Below are 16920 nucleotides of genomic sequence, written 5' to 3' on the forward strand. Positions count from 1 at the left end.
CACTCCCGTGGACACCCTCGTCACCACCGCCCCGGCCCCCGCGCCCACCGCCGCCCCCGCGGCACTGCGCCGTCTGTACTTCGTGCGCTTCGCCTTCGCCGCCGTCTGGGCCGCCCTGCTGTTCGCCACCGCCGACACCCTCGGCCCGCTCAGCGCGACGCTCCTGGTGATCTATCCGCTGTTCGACGTCGCCTGCGCGATCGCCGACGTACGCTCCGCCGCCGCGGACGGCGGTCCCGTGCGGCACCTGTACCTGAACATCGCCCTGAGCGCCGCCACGGCCGTCGGCCTCGCCCTCGCCGCGACCTCCGGCATCCCGGCGGTGCTGCGGGTCTGGGGCGCCTGGGCCGTCACCGCCGGTCTGGTCCAGCTCGTCGTGGGCGTCGTCCGGCGCCGCATGGGCGGGCAGTGGGCGATGATCGCGAGCGGCGGCATCTCCACCCTCGCCGGTGTGTCCTTCGCCGCGCAGGCGGGCGGCGCCGACGCCGACCTGAAGACGCTCGCGGGCTACGCATTCCTCGGCGGCGTGTTCTTCCTCGTCTCCGCCCTCCGCCTGGGCCGTGCCGCCAAGGGCGCGTGACCCGGTCCGGACACCGCGGGGCCCCGCCGGCGTTCTTCCCCCTGCGCCGGCGGGGCCCCGCGGCCCGTGTCCCGTGTGCTCACACCATGCGGGGCAGGGAGGCGTGGCGGTCCAGGAACTCCGAGACGCCGGACGCACGGCGGTGCGGCAGGAGCACGCGCGAGGTGACGGACAGCATCGAGCGGACGCGGGACGACTGGACCTCGCCCAGCAGGTCCAGGGCGCGCATCCCGGCCTGCGCCGCCTCCTCCGGACGGCCGCCGCGGGCCAGGTCGTCGGCCAGCTCCGCCGTGTACAGGGCGATGTTGCGGGTGAAGTGCGGGTCCTGGAGCTCCGCCGCCCGCCGGGCGTGGCGCGCCGCGCGCGTCCAGTCGCCCAGCGTGGACCAGCACTGCGCCTCCAGGCCTTCCAGCTCGGCCTCCCCGTAGAAGGTCATCCACTCGGGGTCCGCCTCCGCGGTCCCGCGGTCGAAGTACGCCTGGGCCCGGACCAGCGCCTGTTCGCACCCCGTGCGGTCGGCGAGACCGGCCCAGCCGCCCGCCTCGCGCAGTGCCAACAGCGACATCAGCCGGGGCGAGCCGAGCGGCCGCGCCGCCCGCTGGGCCGCCTGCGCCGCCCGCACCGCCTCACGGGGCCGGCCCGCGTCCCGGGCGAGGAACGCCGTGTTGCAGAAGGCGTGCGCCTCCAGTGCCGCGTCGCCCGTCACCCGGGCGGTCGCCAGCGCCTCCGCGTAGTGCGAGCGCGCGTCGTCGAAGCGGCCCGAGTCGTGCGCCAGCCAGCCCACCGAGATGGCCAGCTCCCCGGCGCCCGCGTACAGCCGGTCCGCCGTGCTCTGCCGGGTCGTCCCGGCTTCCAGCAGTTCGTACGCGGCCCGCAGCGGGGCGGCGGCGCGGCGGTAGAGCCCGTCCGCCCCGTGGCGGTCGTCGAGCACCCGGATCCGGCGTACGGCCTCCTCCAGGGCGCACGCGTCCGACGTCCCCGCACGGCGCACGGGGCGCTGTGCCGCCGAAGCCTCCGGGGCGAGCCCGTACGGACTCAGGACGGCGGCCACCGTGGCGCCACCGCCGGTCATGAATGCGCGACGCAGCACGTCGCTCTCCTCGTGGTCGTGCGGGTCGAACTCGTCGTACGGGTCGTACCTGTTGTGCGTCTCATACGGCTCGGACGCCCCGCTGGTCTCACTCGTGGCGTTCGCCGGGTTCTCGGGTCGGGCCGCGGACCGGTCCCCGGCGGCCCGGGCCCGGCGCCCGCGGACCGACGAGCGGGGCGAGAAGCCCAGGTCGGTCAGCGTGCGGCCGGGGAACATGTGCAGGAAGACCCGTTCGTAGGCGTAGTTGGGGCAGCGGATCTCGCCCGCCTCCACCCGGTGCACGTACCGCGCGTCACAGCTGACCCGCTCGCCGATCTCGCGGGCGGCCCGCCGCACCGCCGCGGCGAACTCGGCCGGCGAGCGCGAGCCGCGCAGTCGCCGGAAGACGAGATTCGGCCGCGACGGCCGAGCTGGCTGGGACGAGGGCACCGTTGACGACGCCATGGCCGGGTCCTCTCTGCGAACCGTCGAACCATGCCGGAAACGGGACGGCTTGTCCGAGTGCCACCCTGTTTCCGGCGGGCATGAACGTACCTGCTGTGACGAGCTGGGTACGCTGAGTTTGACTACATACCGGATATGTCAGCCGCGATCTGCCATGAAGTGCCATCCTTTGCGGCGTACTTCCGGCGTAGCCCTTGACGGCGCGGCTCGTTGAACTCTGTGGACCGGGAGCCCCCCGACTCCCGACCCCTCGTCCGAGCGTGATCCGTGTGGTGGAGGCCGGGATGATGACGACCAGCCGGAAGAACGACCCTCTTGAACCCGACGGCCGGGACTGTGACGTCGTCACCGTCCCGGCCCGCCAGGGCCTGGAGGCGGTGGACATCCTGCGGCGCGGAGCCGGGGACGCGGTGGGTCCGGTGCTGCACGACGGCGGCTGCGACACCCTCGGCTTCCTGGTGCCGCCCGGCACCGCCGCCGCCTGGGACGTCCCCGGCAGCGTCTGCACGGAGACCGACGGCCGGGGCATCTGCCTGACGCCCGACCGCCCGGCGGAGGGCTCCGACTGGCTGGTGCCGCCCGGCGAGGCCGACCTCGCGACGGACCCCGCGGTGCTGCGCGAGGCCCTGGGGCAGGCCCAGCGGATGATCGAAGCGGCGGACGGCTGCAGCTGAGGGGCGGCGCGGGCAGCGGGCGGCCGCGCGCCGGGCCCCGGCGGGGTGCGGACGCGCCGCCTGGGACAATGACCGCATGGCACGGGGCAGGAGCAGCGGACGGGGACAGGCGGCCGTCGAGGCCGTCACCGAGCAGGTCGACGGAGGCACCGCCCGGCTCGTCCCGGACCGCGACCGGTCATGCGCCTGGACGCTGCTGGTCGACGACGCTCCCCAGTCGCACGTCGACCTGGACGACCCCGCCCACCTCTCCTTCGAGTACCAGCGCCGCTTCGGGCACGTCGTCGACCTCGCCGCCCCGCCCGGAAAGCCCCTGCGCGCCGTGCACCTCGGCGGTGGCGCCCTCACCCTCGCCCGGTACGTCGCCGCCACCCGGCCCCGCTCCACCCAGCAGGTCGTCGAGCGCGACGGGGCGCTGGTCCGGCTGGTCCGGCGGGAGCTGCCGCTCGACCCCCGGGCGCGGATCCGGGTGCGCACGGCGGACGCCCGCGAAGGGCTCGCCAAGGTGCCCGACGGCTGGGCCGACCTCGTCGTCGCCGACGTCTTCAGCGGCGCCCGCACCCCGGCCCATCTGACCTCCACCGAGTTCCTCGACGAGGTCCGCAGGGCGCTGGCCCCCGGCGGGATCTACACCGCCAACCTCGCCGACGGGCCGCCGCTCACGCATCTGCGCGGCCAGATCGCCACCGCCGCCGCCCGGTTCGCGGAACTCGCGCTGATCGCCGACCCGGCCGTGCTGCGCGGCAAGCGGTTCGGCAACGCGGTCCTCGTCGCCTCCGACGCGCCGCTGCCGGTCGCCGAGCTGACCCGCCGGGCCGCCTCCGACCCGCACTCCGGCCGGGTCCAGCACGGCCGGGAACTGACCGACTTCACCGGCGGCGCGGCCCCCGTGACCGACCTCAGGGCGGTCGCGTCCCCGGCGCCGCCCGCCGACGCGTTCCGCTGAACGCGCCCCGGGACGGCGTCAGTACGTGGAGATCTCCACCCGCGGCGGGCCGTCGTGCCAGGTGCAGAACACCGTCACCCGGTCCGTGCCCGAGGCGAACTCCACCCGGATCCACGTCTCCGTCTTCCACACCTGCATCGACCAGCCGGCCCCCGGCGTCGCCGACACCAGCGACGCGGACGTCTCGCCGATGTCGAACACCGCCCGTCCGCCCCGGGTGTCGTAGCTCTTGACCTCGCCGGCGGCGGTCGCCTCCGGCGCGGACGGCGTCTTCGAAGGGGAGGCGGTGCGCGAGGGCGTCGGGTCCGGCGGGGCGGACCCGGTGGCCGGAGTCCCCGACGGCTCGCGGGACTTCTCCGTCCGCGTGTCGTCCTCGTCCTCCGACGGCCCCGGGGACGGGCGGCGCGTGGACGACGACACGGCCTGCGCCTTCTCCTCGCCCGCCGGGATCGGCAGGGCGCGCGGCGGGTCGTAGGCCGTGCCCTCCATCACCGTGCTGACGCCCCACCAGGACAGCGTGACCGCCGCGCCCGTGGCGAGCAGCCAGGCCAGTACATGAAGGAGTCCTCTGCGCATCGTCGGCCCATAGTGCCCCACAGGCCCCACCCGTGTCGCGCCCCCGGACGGCCAGGACCGGCCGTCCACAGGCCTTCGAGTAGCTCGTCCGGAGTTGTCCACAGGCCCCGGCCGCCCTCGCCCGGCATGGCGTACGGTGCCGCCCATGGCAAGTGTTCTCGTGGTCGAGGACGACCAGTTCGTACGTTCGGCGCTCATACGGCAGCTGACCGACGCCTCGCACACCGTGCGCAGCGTCGGGACCGCGCTGGAGGCGCTGCGCGAGGTCGCCCATTTCCGCTTCGACGTGGTCGTCCTGGACCTCGGACTGCCGGATCTCGACGGCTCCGAGGCCCTGAAGATGCTCCGCGGCATCACCGACGTCCCGGTCATCGTCGCCACCGCCCGCGACGACGAGACGGAGATCGTGCGGCTGCTCAACGCCGGCGCGGACGACTATCTGACCAAGCCGTTCTCGGTGGAGCACCTCTCCGCCCGGATGGCCGCCGTGCTGCGCCGCGCCCGTGCCTCGGGCGGCGAGGCCGCGCCCTCCCCGGTGATCCGGGTCGGCGGCCTCACCGTCGACCCGCTGCGTCGCCAGGCCGAGCTGGACGGCGTGCGACTGGACCTGACCAGACGCGAGTTCGACCTGCTCGCCTTCCTCGCCGGACGGCCCGGCGTGGTCGTGCCCCGGCGCGAGCTGCTCGCCGAGGTGTGGCAGCAGTCCTACGGCGACGACCAGACCATCGACGTCCATCTGTCCTGGCTGCGCCGGAAGCTGGGGGAGACCGCGGCCCGCCCCCGTTACCTGCACACCCTGCGGGGCGTCGGCGTGAAGCTGGAGCCCCCGGCCGACGCGGCCGGACCCGTGCACGCGCCCGGAGCGGAGCCGCCGCGATGAGATGGGCGCTGGTGAAGGTGTCGCTGGCGGTGACCGCGATGGTCGTGGTGGCCTTCGCCGTCCCGCTCGGCCTGGTCATCCGCGAGATGGCCCGTGACCGCGCCTTCGCGGGCGCCGAGCGGGAGGCGGCGGCCGTCGCCCCCGCGCTGTCCATCACCACCGACCGCGCCCAGCTGGAGCGGGTCGTCGCCTCGGCCGGCTCCGGCACCGCCATGGCCGTGCACCTCCCGGCCGTCGCCGGTGAACGGCCCCTGGACATAGGGGAGAGGCGGGCCTCCGACGAGGACATCGCCGCCGTGCGGGAACTGGGTCGCGCCTCCACCTCCACCGTGCCCGGCGGTTCGGCGCTGCTCCAGCCGGTCGCGCTCAGCTCCGGCGAGATCGCCGTCGTCGAGGTGTTCGTCCCGGAGTCCGCCGTCACCAACGGCGTCGGCACCGCCTGGGCGGTCCTCGCGGCCGTCGGCGCCGCCCTGATCGTCGGCTCGGTCGCGGTCGCCGACCGGCTGGGCGTGCGCATGGTGCGGCCCGCCCAGCGGCTGGTCGAGGGGGCGCACGAACTGGGCGAGGGCAAGCTCGGCGCCCGCGTCCCCGAGGAGGGGCCGACCGAACTGCGCCTGGCTGCCGTGGCGTTCAACTCCATGGCCGACCAGGTCGTCCAGCTCCTCGCCAACGAGCGGGAGCTGGCCGCCGACCTGTCCCACCGGCTGCGCACCCCGCTCACCGTGCTGCGCCTCAACGCCGCCTCCCTGGGGGACGGTCCGGCCGCGGAGCAGACCCGCGCCGCCGTCGAGCAGCTGGAGCGCGAGGTCGACACCATCATCCGCACCGCCCGCGACGCCAAGCCGCAGACGGCCGCCGCCGGACCGGGCGCGGGGTGTGACGCGGCTGAAGTGGTGCGCGAGCGGATGGCGTTCTGGTCGGCGCTCGCCGAGGACGAGGGCCGCAAGTGGCGGGTGGCCGGGGCGGACCGGCCGGTGCGCATCCCTGTGGCCCGCGCCGACCTGGCCGCCGCTCTGGACGCCCTGCTCGGCAACGTCTTCCGGCACACCCCCGAGGGCACCGCCTTCGCGGTCGACGTGCACAACGGCGAGGACGCGGTGATCGTGCTGGTCTCCGACGCGGGCCCCGGCATAGCCGACCCCGAGGCGGCGATGGCGCGCGGCCGGGGCTCCGGCACCGACGGCTCCACCGGTCTCGGCCTGGACATCGTGCGCCGTCTCGCCGAGTCCACGGGCGGTGACGTGCGGATCGGCCGGTCGGTGCTCGGCGGGACCGAGGTGCGCATCTGGATCCAGCTCGACGGCCGCGACCGGCCGCCGCGGCGGCGCGGGCACCGGGGGAGCGTCCGCCGCCGCAGGACGGGCCGCGCCGCCCTGTCCTTTAACCGCTCCCGATCCCTCCCTTAAGCGGACCCTAAGGTTCCCTGCCGCCGTCCGGATCAGGCGGGTTGTCCGGTTCCGGATCACTAGCGTGCTGCCGCAACCTCCCCCCACGAACGGCAACGAAGGCAGGCATGCGATGAGCACGCACCGGCGCAGGATCAGCGGCAGGAACAAGGCGATCGGCGCGGTGGCGGCCGCGGCCGTCGCCGCCGGCGGGGCGTTCCTGTTCACGAACACCGCACTGGCCACCGACGAGACGGCCGGTGTGGCCGCCGACGGCTCCGCGAAGGCGGCCGGCGCGGGCTTCGCCCCCTACGTCGACACCTCCCTCAGCCCGGCGTTCGACCTGCCGGCGAGCGCCGAGGCGACCGGCGTGAAGGAGTACACCCTCGCGTTCGTCACGGACGGCGGCGGCTGCACCCCCAGGTGGGGCGGCACCGGAGGCCTCGGCGACAACCCGGTGGCCGCGCAGATCGGCGCGCTGCGCGAGGCGGGCGGCGACGTCCGCGTCTCCTTCGGCGGCGCGGCCGGCTCCGAACTCGGCACCACCTGCGGCTCGGTGGAGGCGCTCACCGCGGCCTACACCGAGGTCGTCGACACCTACCAGCTCACCAAGGTGGACTTCGACGTCGAGGGCGGCGCGCTGCCGAACGCGGAGGCGAACACCCGCCGCGCGCGAGCGATCGCCGCTCTGCAGAAGTCCCACCCGGACCTGGACGTCTCCTTCACCCTCCCGGTGATGCCGGAAGGGCTCACCCAGGACGGCGTGAACCTCCTCGCCGACGCCAGGAGGAACGGCGTGCGCATCGACGCCGTCAACATCATGGCGATGGACTACGGCCCGGCGTACAGCGACGACATGGGCACCTACGCCGAGCAGGCCGCCACCGCCACCCAGGCGCAGCTCAAGGAGGTCCTCGGGCTCGGCGAGGCCGAGGCGTGGAAGACGGTCGCGGTGACCCCGATGATCGGGGTGAACGACGTCGTCACCGAGATCTTCACGGTCGAGGACGCCACCCAGCTGGTGGAGTTCGCCAAGGCCAAGGGGCTGGGCCGGCTGTCGATGTGGTCCGGCACCCGCGACCAGCAGTGCCCCGAGGGCGAGAAGCCGGCCGCCGACGCCACCTGCAGCTCGATCCTCCAGGAGAAGTTCGCCTTCTCGAAGGCGTTCGCGGCCTACAACTGAGCAGCCGGGCCGCCTTTGAGCCGCCGGGCCACCTGAAGCAGCCGGGCCACCTGAAGCAGCCGGGCCACCTTAGGCGGCCGGGTCACCCGAAGCAGTCGAGCCACCTGAAGAAAACGGGGAACGCGTGCCCCGGCCGGACCTCCCCCCACCCGGCCGGGGCACCCGTGCGTCCGGCGGCAGGCCTGGAGCGGCCCGCGTGGCAGGACCCGGACGCACACGAGCGGGGCGCGGCACTCCCCAGGGACCACCGCGCCCCGCCCCCCGCATCCCGCGCCCCGTTCCTTCCGGAACGCCGAGGGCCGGTCAGAAGCCCTCGGGGTCCGGAAGCTCACCCGCCTTCGCCGCCTGCGCGTACCACAGCGCGCTCGACTTCGGCGTCCGCTTCTGGCTGACGTAGTCGACGTACACGGCGCCGAAGCGCTTCTCGTAGCCGTACGCCCACTCGAAGTTGTCCAGCAGCGACCACAGGAAGTAGCCGCGCACGTCGGCGCCGTCGGCGATGGCCCGGCGCACCGCGGAGAGGTGGCCGTACAGGTAGGACACGCGCTCCGGGTCGTGGACCTTGCCGTCGGCGTCCGGCTTGTCGTCGTAGGCGGCGCCGTTCTCCGTGATGTAGAGGGGCAGGCCGGGAGCCTCGCGGTGGTAGCGCATGATCAGCTCGTGCAGCCCGGTCGGGTCGACCGACCAGCCCATCTCCGTCTGGTCGCCCGGCGACTGGTGGAACGCCACGTCGTCGGCGGCGGGCCACGGCGAGTGCTCGCTCGCCCCGTGACCGTCGGCGCGCGGGCCCTTGTCGTCGGGGTCGGCGGCCGACACCAGGGTCGGCGTGTAGTAGTTGAGGCCCAGCGCGTCGATCGGCTGGTGGATCGTGTCCAGGTCACCGTCCTGGATGCACGACCAGTCGGTCACCGAGGAGGTCGCCTCCAGCAGCGTCTCCGGGTAGGCGCCGTGCAGGATCGGGCCGTGGAAGATGCCGCCCGACAGGTCGTCGATCTTCCGGGCCGCCACCAGGTCCGCCGGGGACCCGGGGTTCAGCGGGCGCACCACGGAGGTGTTGAGGCTGAGGGAGATCTGGTTGCGGGCCGGCATCACCGAGCGCAGCGCCTTGGTGCCGAGGCCGTGCGCCAGGTTGAGGTGGTGGGCGGCCTTCAGCGCGGCGGCCGGTTCGGTGCGGCCGGGGGCGTGCACACCGGAGGCGTAGCCCAGGAAGGCGCTGCACCAGGGCTCGTTGAGCGTCATCCACGTCTCGACGCGGTCGCCGAGCGCCTCGCCCACGATCTGCGCGTACTCGGCGAAGCGGTAGGCGGTGTCGCGCTCCGGCCAGCCGCCCGCGTCCTCCAGCTCCTGCGGCAGGTCCCAGTGGTAGAGGGTGACGGCCGGCTTGATGCCCTTCTCCAGCAGCTCGTCGACGAGCCGGCGGTAGAAGTCCAGACCGCGCTGCACGGCAGGGCCGCGGCCGGTGGGCTGGACCCGGGACCAGGACACGGAGAAGCGGTAGGCCTGCAGGTTGAGGTCGGCCATCAGCGCCACGTCGTCGCGGTAGCGGTGGTAGTGGTCGACGGCGACGTCACCGGTGTCGCCGCCCGCCGTCTTTCCCGGCGTGTGACTGAAGGTGTCCCAGATGGAAGGGGTACGTCCGTCCTCCCGCACCGCCCCCTCGATCTGGTACGCGGAGGTCGCGGCGCCCCAGAGGAAGGCCGGAGGAAAGGTCACCGGGGTCGCCGGCGTGGCGGAGTCAGACATGGAAGCGCTCCCATAGAGGTCGCATAGGGGTCGTGGAAGACCGACGGATACGTGAGAGGAAGGAAGGGGGCCGAGGCGGCGGCGACCCGGCCCCACCGGGATCGGGCGCGGGCGTCAGCCCTTGACCGCGCCCTGCATGATGCCGCCCACGATCTGCTTGCCGAAGATCGCGAAGACCAGCAGCAGGGGCAGCGTGCCGAGCAGCGCACCCGCCATGATCAGGGACTGGTCGGGGGTGTACCCGCGGCCGAGACCCGCGACGGCGACCTGCACGGTCGGGTTGCCGGTCTGCGTCAGCACCAGGAACGGCCACAGGAAGTCGTTCCACGCCTGCACGAACATCAGCATGCCCAGCACGGCCATGGCCGGCCGCGCGGCGGGAAACACCACGTGCCACACCACGCGCCAGCTGCTGGCGCCGTCCACCCGCGCGGCCTCGATGACCTCGTCGGGCAGCGCCTGGAGCAGGTACTGCCGCATGAAGAACACGCCGAACGCGCTCACCAGCGACGGGAAGATGACCGCCTGGAGCTGGTCGGTCCAGTCCAGCTTCGCGACCATCATGTACAGCGGGATGATGCTGAGCTGCGGCGGGATCATCATCGTGCCGATGACCACCAGCATCAGGGCGTTGCGGCCCTTGAAGCGCAGCTTGGCGAAGGCGAACCCGGCGATCGTCGACAGCACCACGATGGTGACGGCGGAGGTGCCCGCCACGATGGTGGTGTTGAGGAACGCCTCGCCGAGGTTGGCGTCGTTCCAGGCGAGCTCCAGGTTCTTGAACAGGTTGGAGCCGAACCAGAACGGCGGCGGGTTCTCCGCCAGGCGCTGGTTGTCGCGGGACGCGGCGATCGCGGTCCACACCAGCGGGAACAGCGACACGATCATGAACACGGCGAGGATCGCGTACGCGAGCGGTCCGCCGTGCAGGGTCCCGCCGGCCCGCGCCGACTTCGGCAGGCGCGAGCGCTTCTGCTCCTTGACGATCGGTGTCTCGGGGGGCGTCACAGTCGTCGTCACGGCCACACTCCTTAACTGCTGGCGCGCAGCCGGCGCGAGATGAGCTGGTTGATGAGGCCGATGACGATCAGGATCGCGAACATGGTCCAGGCGATCGCCGAGGCACGGCCCAGGTGCTGGTTGACCCAGCCCTGCTCGTACAGGTACAGGCCGAGCGTCTGGAACTGGTGCTCCGCGCCGCCCGACGCGCCCTTGTTGGGGTCGAACAGCAGCGGCTCGCCGAAGACCTGGCTGGCGCCGATCGTCGAGACGACCACGGTGAACAGGATCGTCGGACGCAGCGAGGGCAGCGTCACGTGCAGGAACTGCCGCCAGCGGCTGGCGCCGTCCAGCGCCGCCGACTCGTACAGGTCCTGCGGGATCGCCTGCATCGCGGCCAGGTAGATCAGCGCGTTGTAGCCGGTCCAGCGCCAGATGATGATCGTGGAGACGGCTATCTGGCCGGGCCACTTGTCGTCCTGCCAGCCGATCGGGTCGATCCCCACCGCGCCGAGCGCCCAGTTGATCATGCCGTAGTCACGGCCGAAGAGCAGCACGAACACCAGGGTCGCGGCGGCGATCGAGGTGGCGTACGGCGCGAGCATCGCGACCCGCCAGAACGTGGACGCCCTCAGCTTGTAGTTGAGGATGTGGGCGATGCCCATGGCGATCATCAGCTGCGGGACGGTGGAGATGATGCCGATGGTCAGGGTGTTCTGCGCCGCGTTCCAGAAGAAGTCGTCGTCGAAGATCCGGGTGTAGTTCTTCAGGCCGACCCAGTTCATGTCGGTCGGCGCGGTCAGCTCGACCTGGTGCAGCGAGGCCCAGCCGGTGTAGATCAGCGGGAACAGGCCGAAGGCCGCGAACAGCAGGAAGAACGGCGCGACGAACGCGTACGGGCTCCAGCGGGCGTCGCGCTGCCAGCGGCGCGACAGCTTCGTCCTGCGCCGGTCTTCCTTGTCCGCGGGGCGGCTCCCGGGCGTACGGCCCGGGGCCGCGCCCCCCTTGACGGGGGACGCGGCGATGTCGGAGCGGGTGGCCATGCGGGTCACTGGTCCAGGTTGTTGTCGATGGTCTTGGTGGCCGTCTCCCAGGCCTCCTTGGCCGACTTGCCCTTCGTCACGAGGATGACGCCGTTGTCGGTCAGACCCTGCTGGATGATCTGGTCCTTCGGGCCGATCACCTGGACCGGGATCTGCTTGGCGGCCTCGGAGAAGATCTCACCGATCGGCGCGTCACCGGTCATCTCGTTGGTGGCGCCGGTCACCTCCGGGCTGTCGTACGCCGCCGGGGCGCTCGGGAAGGAGCCCTGGACCTTGAACAGCTTGGCCTGCTGCTCGGGCGCGGTCAGCCAGGCGACCAGCTTCTGCGCCTCCTCGACGTTCTTGCCGCTCTTCGGCACGCCCAGGAAGGAGCCGCCCCAGTTGCCGGACTTCGGCGCCACGGCGACGTCCCACTTGCCGGCCGCGTCGGGCTTGGACTTGCCCTTGATGTAGCCGAGCATCCACGGCGGGCAGGCGACGGTGGCGAACTTGCTGTTGGCGATGGTGGTGTCCCAGGCCGGCTGGAACTGCGTCTGCGACTGGACCAGGCCCTTCTCGGCGGCCTCGGCGGTCAGGTCGAAGGCGGCCTTCACGGCGGGGTTGGTCTTGTAGATGACCTCGCCGGAGGCGTCGTAGAACTTCTCCTTCTCACTGCTGAGCACCGCGTTCAGCAGGCCGCCGGGGGAGTCCATGAAGAAGGTGTCCTTGCCGGCCGCCTTCTTGTACTTCTCGCCGGTCGCGATGAACTTGTTCCAGTCGCCGGCCCACAGCTTGCCGACCTGCTCGCGGTCGCTCGGCAGACCGGCCTTCTCGAAGAGGTCCTTGCGGTAGCAGATGGCCATCGGGCCGACGTCCGTGCCGAGACCGATGGTCTGGCCGTCCTTGGTGGTGGCCTGCTCCCACTTCCAGGGCAGCCAGCCGTCCTTCTTCACACCGTCGACCTTGGACATGTCCGTGAACTTGTCCGCCTGGGTGTTCACGACCTCGGCGATGTTGGCGACCTCGATGGCCTGCACGTCCATCAGCCCGCTGTTGGTGGTCAGGTGGTTGACGAGAGCGGGGTAGTAGTTCTCGTTCCGCTCGACCACGTTCTCCTGGATCTTGATGTCCGGGTTGAGCTTCTCGTACTCGGCGTAGAGGCCGGCCTCCTTGAAGCCCATGGTGCCGAACAGACCCAGGGTGATCGTGGTCTTGCCCTCGCCGGACGAGGAACCACCGGAGCTGTCGTCTCCGCCGTCGTCGGCGCAGCCGGCCAGCAGCCCGGTGCCCAGCGACACGACGGCCGCGACCGCCAGCGCCTTGCGGGCGAAGGGCTTCCCCCCGCCCGACCGCTGCCTGGTGAGGGGCAGGGTACGTGCTCGCATTGCGTCCTCCTGTTGCCCTGACGTGCCGACCCCCCGGCCAACGGCGTTGTTGACCCGTATTCTGCGCGTTGCGGCTCGGGCGGGGAACGTGCGGGTTGTGTATGTGTCAGGTACTGTGGGAGCGCTCCCACAAGTGATGTGTTGAAGAGTCCCGGGTCCGGGCGGGGGTGTCAAGGGAACAGACGCGGCAAACTGCGTTCAGTTATCTGCCCGTTAACTTGACCCGGGGTCCGCCCCCTCGGAACGCCGGGGTCCGCACGGACGCCCTCGCGGCTGGTCACCGTCACTGCCGGGGCTGTTACATTCCAGGCCAGGGTGACACACAAGGAAGGCGGGGGCGGATGGCAAGCCACGGAGTGCGGGGCCGGAGCGGTGGCCGCCCCACCCTCGAAGAGGTGGCAGCGCGCGCCGGAGTGGGCCGCGGCACCGTGTCGCGCGTGATCAACGGCTCTCCGCGGGTGAGCGAGGCCACACGCGCCGCCGTCGAGGCGGCCGTCGCCGAGCTGGGCTACGTCCCCAACACCGCGGCCCGCGCCCTCGCGGCCAACCGCACCGACGCGATAGCGCTCGTGGTGCCCGAGCCGGAGACCCGCTTCTTCACCGAGCCCTACTTCTCCGACATGCTCCGCGGCGTCGGCGCCGCGCTGTCCGACACGGAGATGCAGCTCCTGCTGATCTTCGCGGGCAGCGACCGGGAGCGGCAGCGGCTCGCCCAGTACCTGGCGGCGCACCGCGTGGACGGCGTGCTGCTGGTCTCGGTGCACGCCGACGACCCGCTGCCCGACATGCTGTCCCAGCTGGAGATCCCCGCCGTGATCAGCGGCCCCCGCTCCGCGGACGAGACGCTCACCTCGGTGGACTCCGACAACTACGGCGGCGCCCGGCAGGCCGTCGAGCACCTGGTCTCCCGGGGCCGGCGCACCATCGCGCACATCACCGGCCGGCTGGACGTCTACGGCGCCCAGCGCCGCGTCGACGGCTACCGGGAGGCGCTGCGCGAGGCGGGACACCAGGTGGACGAGCTGCTGATCGAGCCGGGCGACTTCTCCGAGGGCGGCGGCCGCCGCGCCATGGAGGCCCTGCTGCAGCGCCGCCCCGACCTGGACGCGGTCTTCGCCGCCTCCGACGTCACGGCGGCCGGCGCGCGCCAGGTGCTGCGCGAGGCGGGCCGCCGCATCCCGGACGACGTGGCGCTGGTCGGCTACGACGACTCCGCGATCGCCCGCCACATGGAGCCGCCGCTGACCAGCGTGCGCCAGCCGATCGAGGAGATGGGCCGGGCGATGACCGACCTGCTGCTCCGCGAAGTCGCCGACCGCCGTCCGTCCGCGACGCGGGAGCTGGAGCGGCGTCAGATGGTGCTGGCGACGGAACTGGTGGAGCGCGCGTCGTCCTGAGGGTGCCATGGGTGCGGGCGGAGTCGTCCGCACCCTGCCCCTTGCCCCCGGTGACGCCAGAAGCCGGTGACCTCGTCGAGGTCACCGGCTTCTGCGGTGAGGGTGAGTGACGGGACTTGAACCCGCGACATCCTGGACCACAACCAGGTGCTCTACCAGCTGAGCTACACCCACCACGGCCTGTTTCCGGGAGATCAGTGACTTCCCCGACCGGCCGAGAAAAAGTGTACAGGGTCCGAAGGGGTGCTCGCGCACGCCTTTCCGCGCGGCCCCCCTGGGCCCCCTCGACGCCCCTACCGAGCAGGCAGGACGTGCTTCGCCGCGATCTTCTTCGCCGTGTCGGAGTCGGGTCCCGGCTGCGGCACGAAGACGGCCTCGCGGTAGTAGCGCAGCTCCGCGATGGACTCGCGGATGTCGGCGAGCGCCCGGTGGTTGCCGTTCTTCTCGGGGCTGTTGAAGTACGCCCGGGGGTACCAGCGGCGGGCCAGCTCCTTGATGCTGGACACGTCGACGATCCGGTAGTGCAGGTAGCTCTCCAGGGCCGGCATGTCGCGCAGCAGGAAGCCGCGGTCGGTGCCGACGGAGTTCCCGCACAGGGGCGCCTTGCCGGGCTCCTTGACGTGCTCCTTGATGTACGCGAGGACGCGCTGCTCGGCGTCCTCGAGCGTCGTGCCGTTCGGCAGCTCGTCGAGCAGCCCCGACGCGGTGTGCATCGCGCGCACCACCTCCGGCATCGTCTCCAGGGCCCGCTCCGGCGGGCGGACGACGATGTCGACGCCCTCGCCGAGCACGTTGAGCTCGGAGTCGGTGACGAGGGCGGCCACCTCGATGAGCGCGTCGTCCGACAGCGAGAGGCCGGTCATCTCGCAGTCGATCCACACCATGCGATCGTTCATGTGTCTCACCCTACGGTGCGTGACGCCGGGCGGGACCGGGTGGTGAAGCGGGGATTCCCTGGATCTTCCCGTACGGCGGCGAGGTCGTCCCGCACAGCGGTGAGGGCCGGAGGCACGCGGCCTCCGGCCCTCACGGCGGTCGTCTCAGGGCGCGCTGCGCTGCCCCGGGAAGCCCGGCGCCGACGCGGTCAGCGACGACCCCATCGCACCGGCCGCCGTCCGGCGCGACTGGTGCGGGACGCCTCCGTCCGTGTGCAGCTGCTGCGGCATCGAGTGCCCCGCGGAATCCGGCCGGCCGGCCGGGACGCCGCCCGTCGGGGCGCCCTGCGCGCTCCCGTCGTCCTGGCCCCGCTCGGCCTGCGGACGCCGTGCCCGGTAGGCGGCCCGGTAGGCGGCCGGGGAGGAGCCGAGCTGGCGCCGGAAGTGGCCGCGCAGCGCGACCGGCGAGCGGAAGCCGCAGCGGCCCGCCACTTCGTCGACCGAGTAGTCCGACGTCTCCAGCAGGCGCTGCGCCTGGAGCACCCGCTGCGTGATCAGCCACTGCAGCGGCGCGCTGCCGGTCAGCGAGCGGAACCGGCGGTCGAAGGTGCGGCGGCTCATGTACGCGCGGGCGGCGAGCGTCTCCACGTCGAACTGCTCGTGGAGGTGCTCCAGCGCCCAGGCGACGACCTCGGCGAGCGGGTCGGCGCCGATCTCCTCCGGTAAAGACCGGTCGAGGTAGCGCTCCTGACCGCCGCTGCGGCGCGGCGGAACCACCAGGCGGCGGGCGAGCGCGCCGGCCGCCTCGTTGCCGTGGTCCGTGCGCACGATGTGCAGACACAGGTCGATGCCGGCCGCGGTGCCCGCGGACGTCAGCACGTCGCCGTCGTCCACGAACAGCTCGCGTGGATCGACGTGCACCGACGGATAGCGCTTGGCCAGCGTCGGCGCGTACATCCAGTGGGTGGTCGCCGGACGGCCGTCCAGCAGACCCGCCGCCGCGAGGACGAAGGCGCCGGTGCACAGCCCGACGATGCGGGCGCCCTCCTCGTGGGCCCGGCGCAGCGCGTCCAGGGCCTCCTCCGGTGGCGGGGAGGTGATCGATCGCCAGGCCGGCACCACGACGGTGCCCGCCCGGGATATCGCCTCCAGGCCGTGTGGCGCGGTGAGTTCCAGGCCCCCTGTGGTCCGCAGCGGGCCTTCTTCGCCGCCGCACACCAGCAAGCGGTAGCGCGGCACGCCGGCGTCCTGGCGGTCAACCCCGAACACCGACAGCGGTATGGAACTCTCGAAAATGGGGCCGCCGCTGAACAGCAGCACCGCGACGATCTCCTTGCGGCGGCGCCCGGAGAGTTTCCGGGCCGCGTTCTCCGGCGCGGCAGTGGAGTCGTGGCTCATCCTGCTAAGCCCCCCTCGGTGGTCGCGGCTCCTCGGTTGTGTCGCTCCTGCACGTTTCCCCTCGGTCCTGCACGAGTCCCCCGCCGTAAGACAGTCAAGATCGAATCTACTGTGTCCCGTCGCGCACCGGTGGCCAGTTCGGCACTCGGTGCATTGTCGACTTGGCAACTTGGCGTGAAGCATTCGATCACGAAGCGTTGCACTCGCGCGCCGTGCAGGGAAGTGCGCCTCGTCGCGGTGGCCAAAGCACGTAGGGTGCGCGGGGCCCGCGAGGTGCTTTCCGTGCAGGTGGAACGGGGGTTGGAGGGTGGTCATGGCACGAGGTGCGCCAGAACCGGAAGTT

The 16920-nt window shown here is 72.5% G+C and carries 15 protein-coding genes and 1 tRNA gene; 7 read left to right on the plus strand and 9 right to left on the minus strand.

The genetic code is table 11. The features are described 5' to 3' along the window. Positions 1-7: 7 nt before the first annotated feature. Entirely contained in the window at positions 8-580 is a 573-nt protein-coding gene (locus ELQ39_RS20335) for a hypothetical protein (protein ID WP_242593217.1), read from the plus strand. Between the two features lie 79 nt (positions 581-659). On the opposite strand, the gene ELQ39_RS20340 is transcribed toward ELQ39_RS20335, so the two are convergent. After that, positions 660-2114 carry a hypothetical protein gene (locus ELQ39_RS20340; protein ID WP_242593219.1) on the minus strand — a complete coding sequence of 485 codons (1455 nt, stop codon included), beginning with the start codon at positions 2112-2114 and terminating at the stop codon, positions 660-662. A 287-nt stretch (positions 2115-2401) separates the two neighbouring features. On the opposite strand from ELQ39_RS20340, the gene ELQ39_RS20345 reads away from it, so the two are divergent. Together ELQ39_RS20345 and ELQ39_RS20350 are read left to right on the plus strand one after the other, a co-directional pair. Beyond that, positions 2402-2788: a hypothetical protein gene (locus ELQ39_RS20345; protein WP_391664687.1), complete on the plus strand. Its 387-nt coding sequence runs from the start codon at positions 2402-2404 to the stop codon at positions 2786-2788. 76 nt (positions 2789-2864) lie between these two features. After that, the gene (locus ELQ39_RS20350) at positions 2865-3734 is read left to right on the plus strand and encodes a spermidine synthase (RefSeq protein ID WP_242593221.1); all 870 of its coding nucleotides are present in this window, start codon (positions 2865-2867) and stop codon (positions 3732-3734) included. Between the two features lie 18 nt (positions 3735-3752). Here the strand turns inward: ELQ39_RS20350 and ELQ39_RS20355 are convergent, their stop codons facing one another. After that, on the minus strand, positions 3753-4310 hold the full coding sequence (locus tag ELQ39_RS20355) for a hypothetical protein (RefSeq protein ID WP_242593223.1): 558 nt from the start codon (positions 4308-4310) through the stop codon (positions 3753-3755). A gap of 145 nt (positions 4311-4455) precedes the next feature. On the opposite strand from ELQ39_RS20355, the gene ELQ39_RS20360 reads away from it, so the two are divergent. The 3 genes from ELQ39_RS20360 to ELQ39_RS20370 all read left to right on the plus strand — a co-directional run bounded on the left by ELQ39_RS20360 (position 4456) and on the right by ELQ39_RS20370 (position 7758). Continuing rightward, positions 4456-5190 carry a response regulator transcription factor gene (locus tag ELQ39_RS20360; RefSeq protein ID WP_190000768.1) on the plus strand — a complete coding sequence of 245 codons (735 nt, stop codon included), beginning with the start codon at positions 4456-4458 and terminating at the stop codon, positions 5188-5190. Beyond that, positions 5187-6596: a sensor histidine kinase gene (locus ELQ39_RS20365; protein ID WP_242593225.1), complete on the plus strand. Its 1410-nt coding sequence runs from the start codon at positions 5187-5189 to the stop codon at positions 6594-6596. The genes ELQ39_RS20360 and ELQ39_RS20365 overlap by 4 nt, the downstream gene beginning before the upstream one ends. 112 nt (positions 6597-6708) lie before the next feature. Further along, complete coding sequence (locus tag ELQ39_RS20370) at positions 6709-7758, plus strand: chitinase (protein ID WP_242593227.1); 1050 nt, start codon at positions 6709-6711, stop codon at positions 7756-7758. 303 nt (positions 7759-8061) lie between these two features. Here ELQ39_RS20370 and ELQ39_RS20375 read toward each other — a convergent pair whose 3' ends face one another. The 4 genes from ELQ39_RS20375 to ELQ39_RS20390 form a co-directional block, all read right to left on the minus strand. After that, positions 8062-9501 carry a GH1 family beta-glucosidase gene (locus tag ELQ39_RS20375; RefSeq protein ID WP_242593229.1) on the minus strand — a complete coding sequence of 480 codons (1440 nt, stop codon included), beginning with the start codon at positions 9499-9501 and terminating at the stop codon, positions 8062-8064. A gap of 114 nt (positions 9502-9615) precedes the next feature. Next, positions 9616-10521, minus strand: a complete 906-nt coding sequence (locus ELQ39_RS20380) for a carbohydrate ABC transporter permease (protein WP_190000764.1) — start codon at positions 10519-10521, stop codon at positions 9616-9618. 11 nt (positions 10522-10532) lie between these two features. Further along, on the minus strand, positions 10533-11543 hold the full coding sequence (locus tag ELQ39_RS20385; protein WP_190000964.1) for an ABC transporter permease subunit: 1011 nt from the start codon (positions 11541-11543) through the stop codon (positions 10533-10535). A 5-nt stretch (positions 11544-11548) separates the two neighbouring features. Beyond that, positions 11549-12907: an ABC transporter substrate-binding protein gene (locus ELQ39_RS20390; protein WP_242593231.1), complete on the minus strand. Its 1359-nt coding sequence runs from the start codon at positions 12905-12907 to the stop codon at positions 11549-11551. A gap of 341 nt (positions 12908-13248) precedes the next feature. Between ELQ39_RS20390 and ELQ39_RS20395 the strand changes: the two genes are divergently transcribed. Continuing rightward, positions 13249-14304, plus strand: coding sequence for a LacI family DNA-binding transcriptional regulator (locus tag ELQ39_RS20395; RefSeq protein WP_242593233.1), 1056 nt, complete (start codon positions 13249-13251; stop codon positions 14302-14304). A gap of 101 nt (positions 14305-14405) precedes the next feature. On the opposite strand, the gene ELQ39_RS20400 is transcribed toward ELQ39_RS20395, so the two are convergent. The 3 genes from ELQ39_RS20400 to ELQ39_RS20410 form a co-directional block, all read right to left on the minus strand. Then, positions 14406-14478, minus strand: a tRNA-His gene (locus tag ELQ39_RS20400). Between the two features lie 119 nt (positions 14479-14597). Beyond that, on the minus strand, positions 14598-15200 hold the full coding sequence (gene orn / locus ELQ39_RS20405) for an oligoribonuclease (protein ID WP_190000761.1): 603 nt from the start codon (positions 15198-15200) through the stop codon (positions 14598-14600). A 144-nt stretch (positions 15201-15344) separates the two neighbouring features. Next, positions 15345-16577: a helix-turn-helix domain-containing protein gene (locus tag ELQ39_RS20410; RefSeq protein WP_190000760.1), complete on the minus strand. Its 1233-nt coding sequence runs from the start codon at positions 16575-16577 to the stop codon at positions 15345-15347. Positions 16578-16920: the final 343 nt, after the last annotated feature.

Source organism: Streptomyces sp. GB4-14 (genome assembly GCF_022696125.1).
Lineage (GTDB): Bacteria > Actinomycetota > Actinomycetes > Streptomycetales > Streptomycetaceae > Streptomyces > Streptomyces werraensis.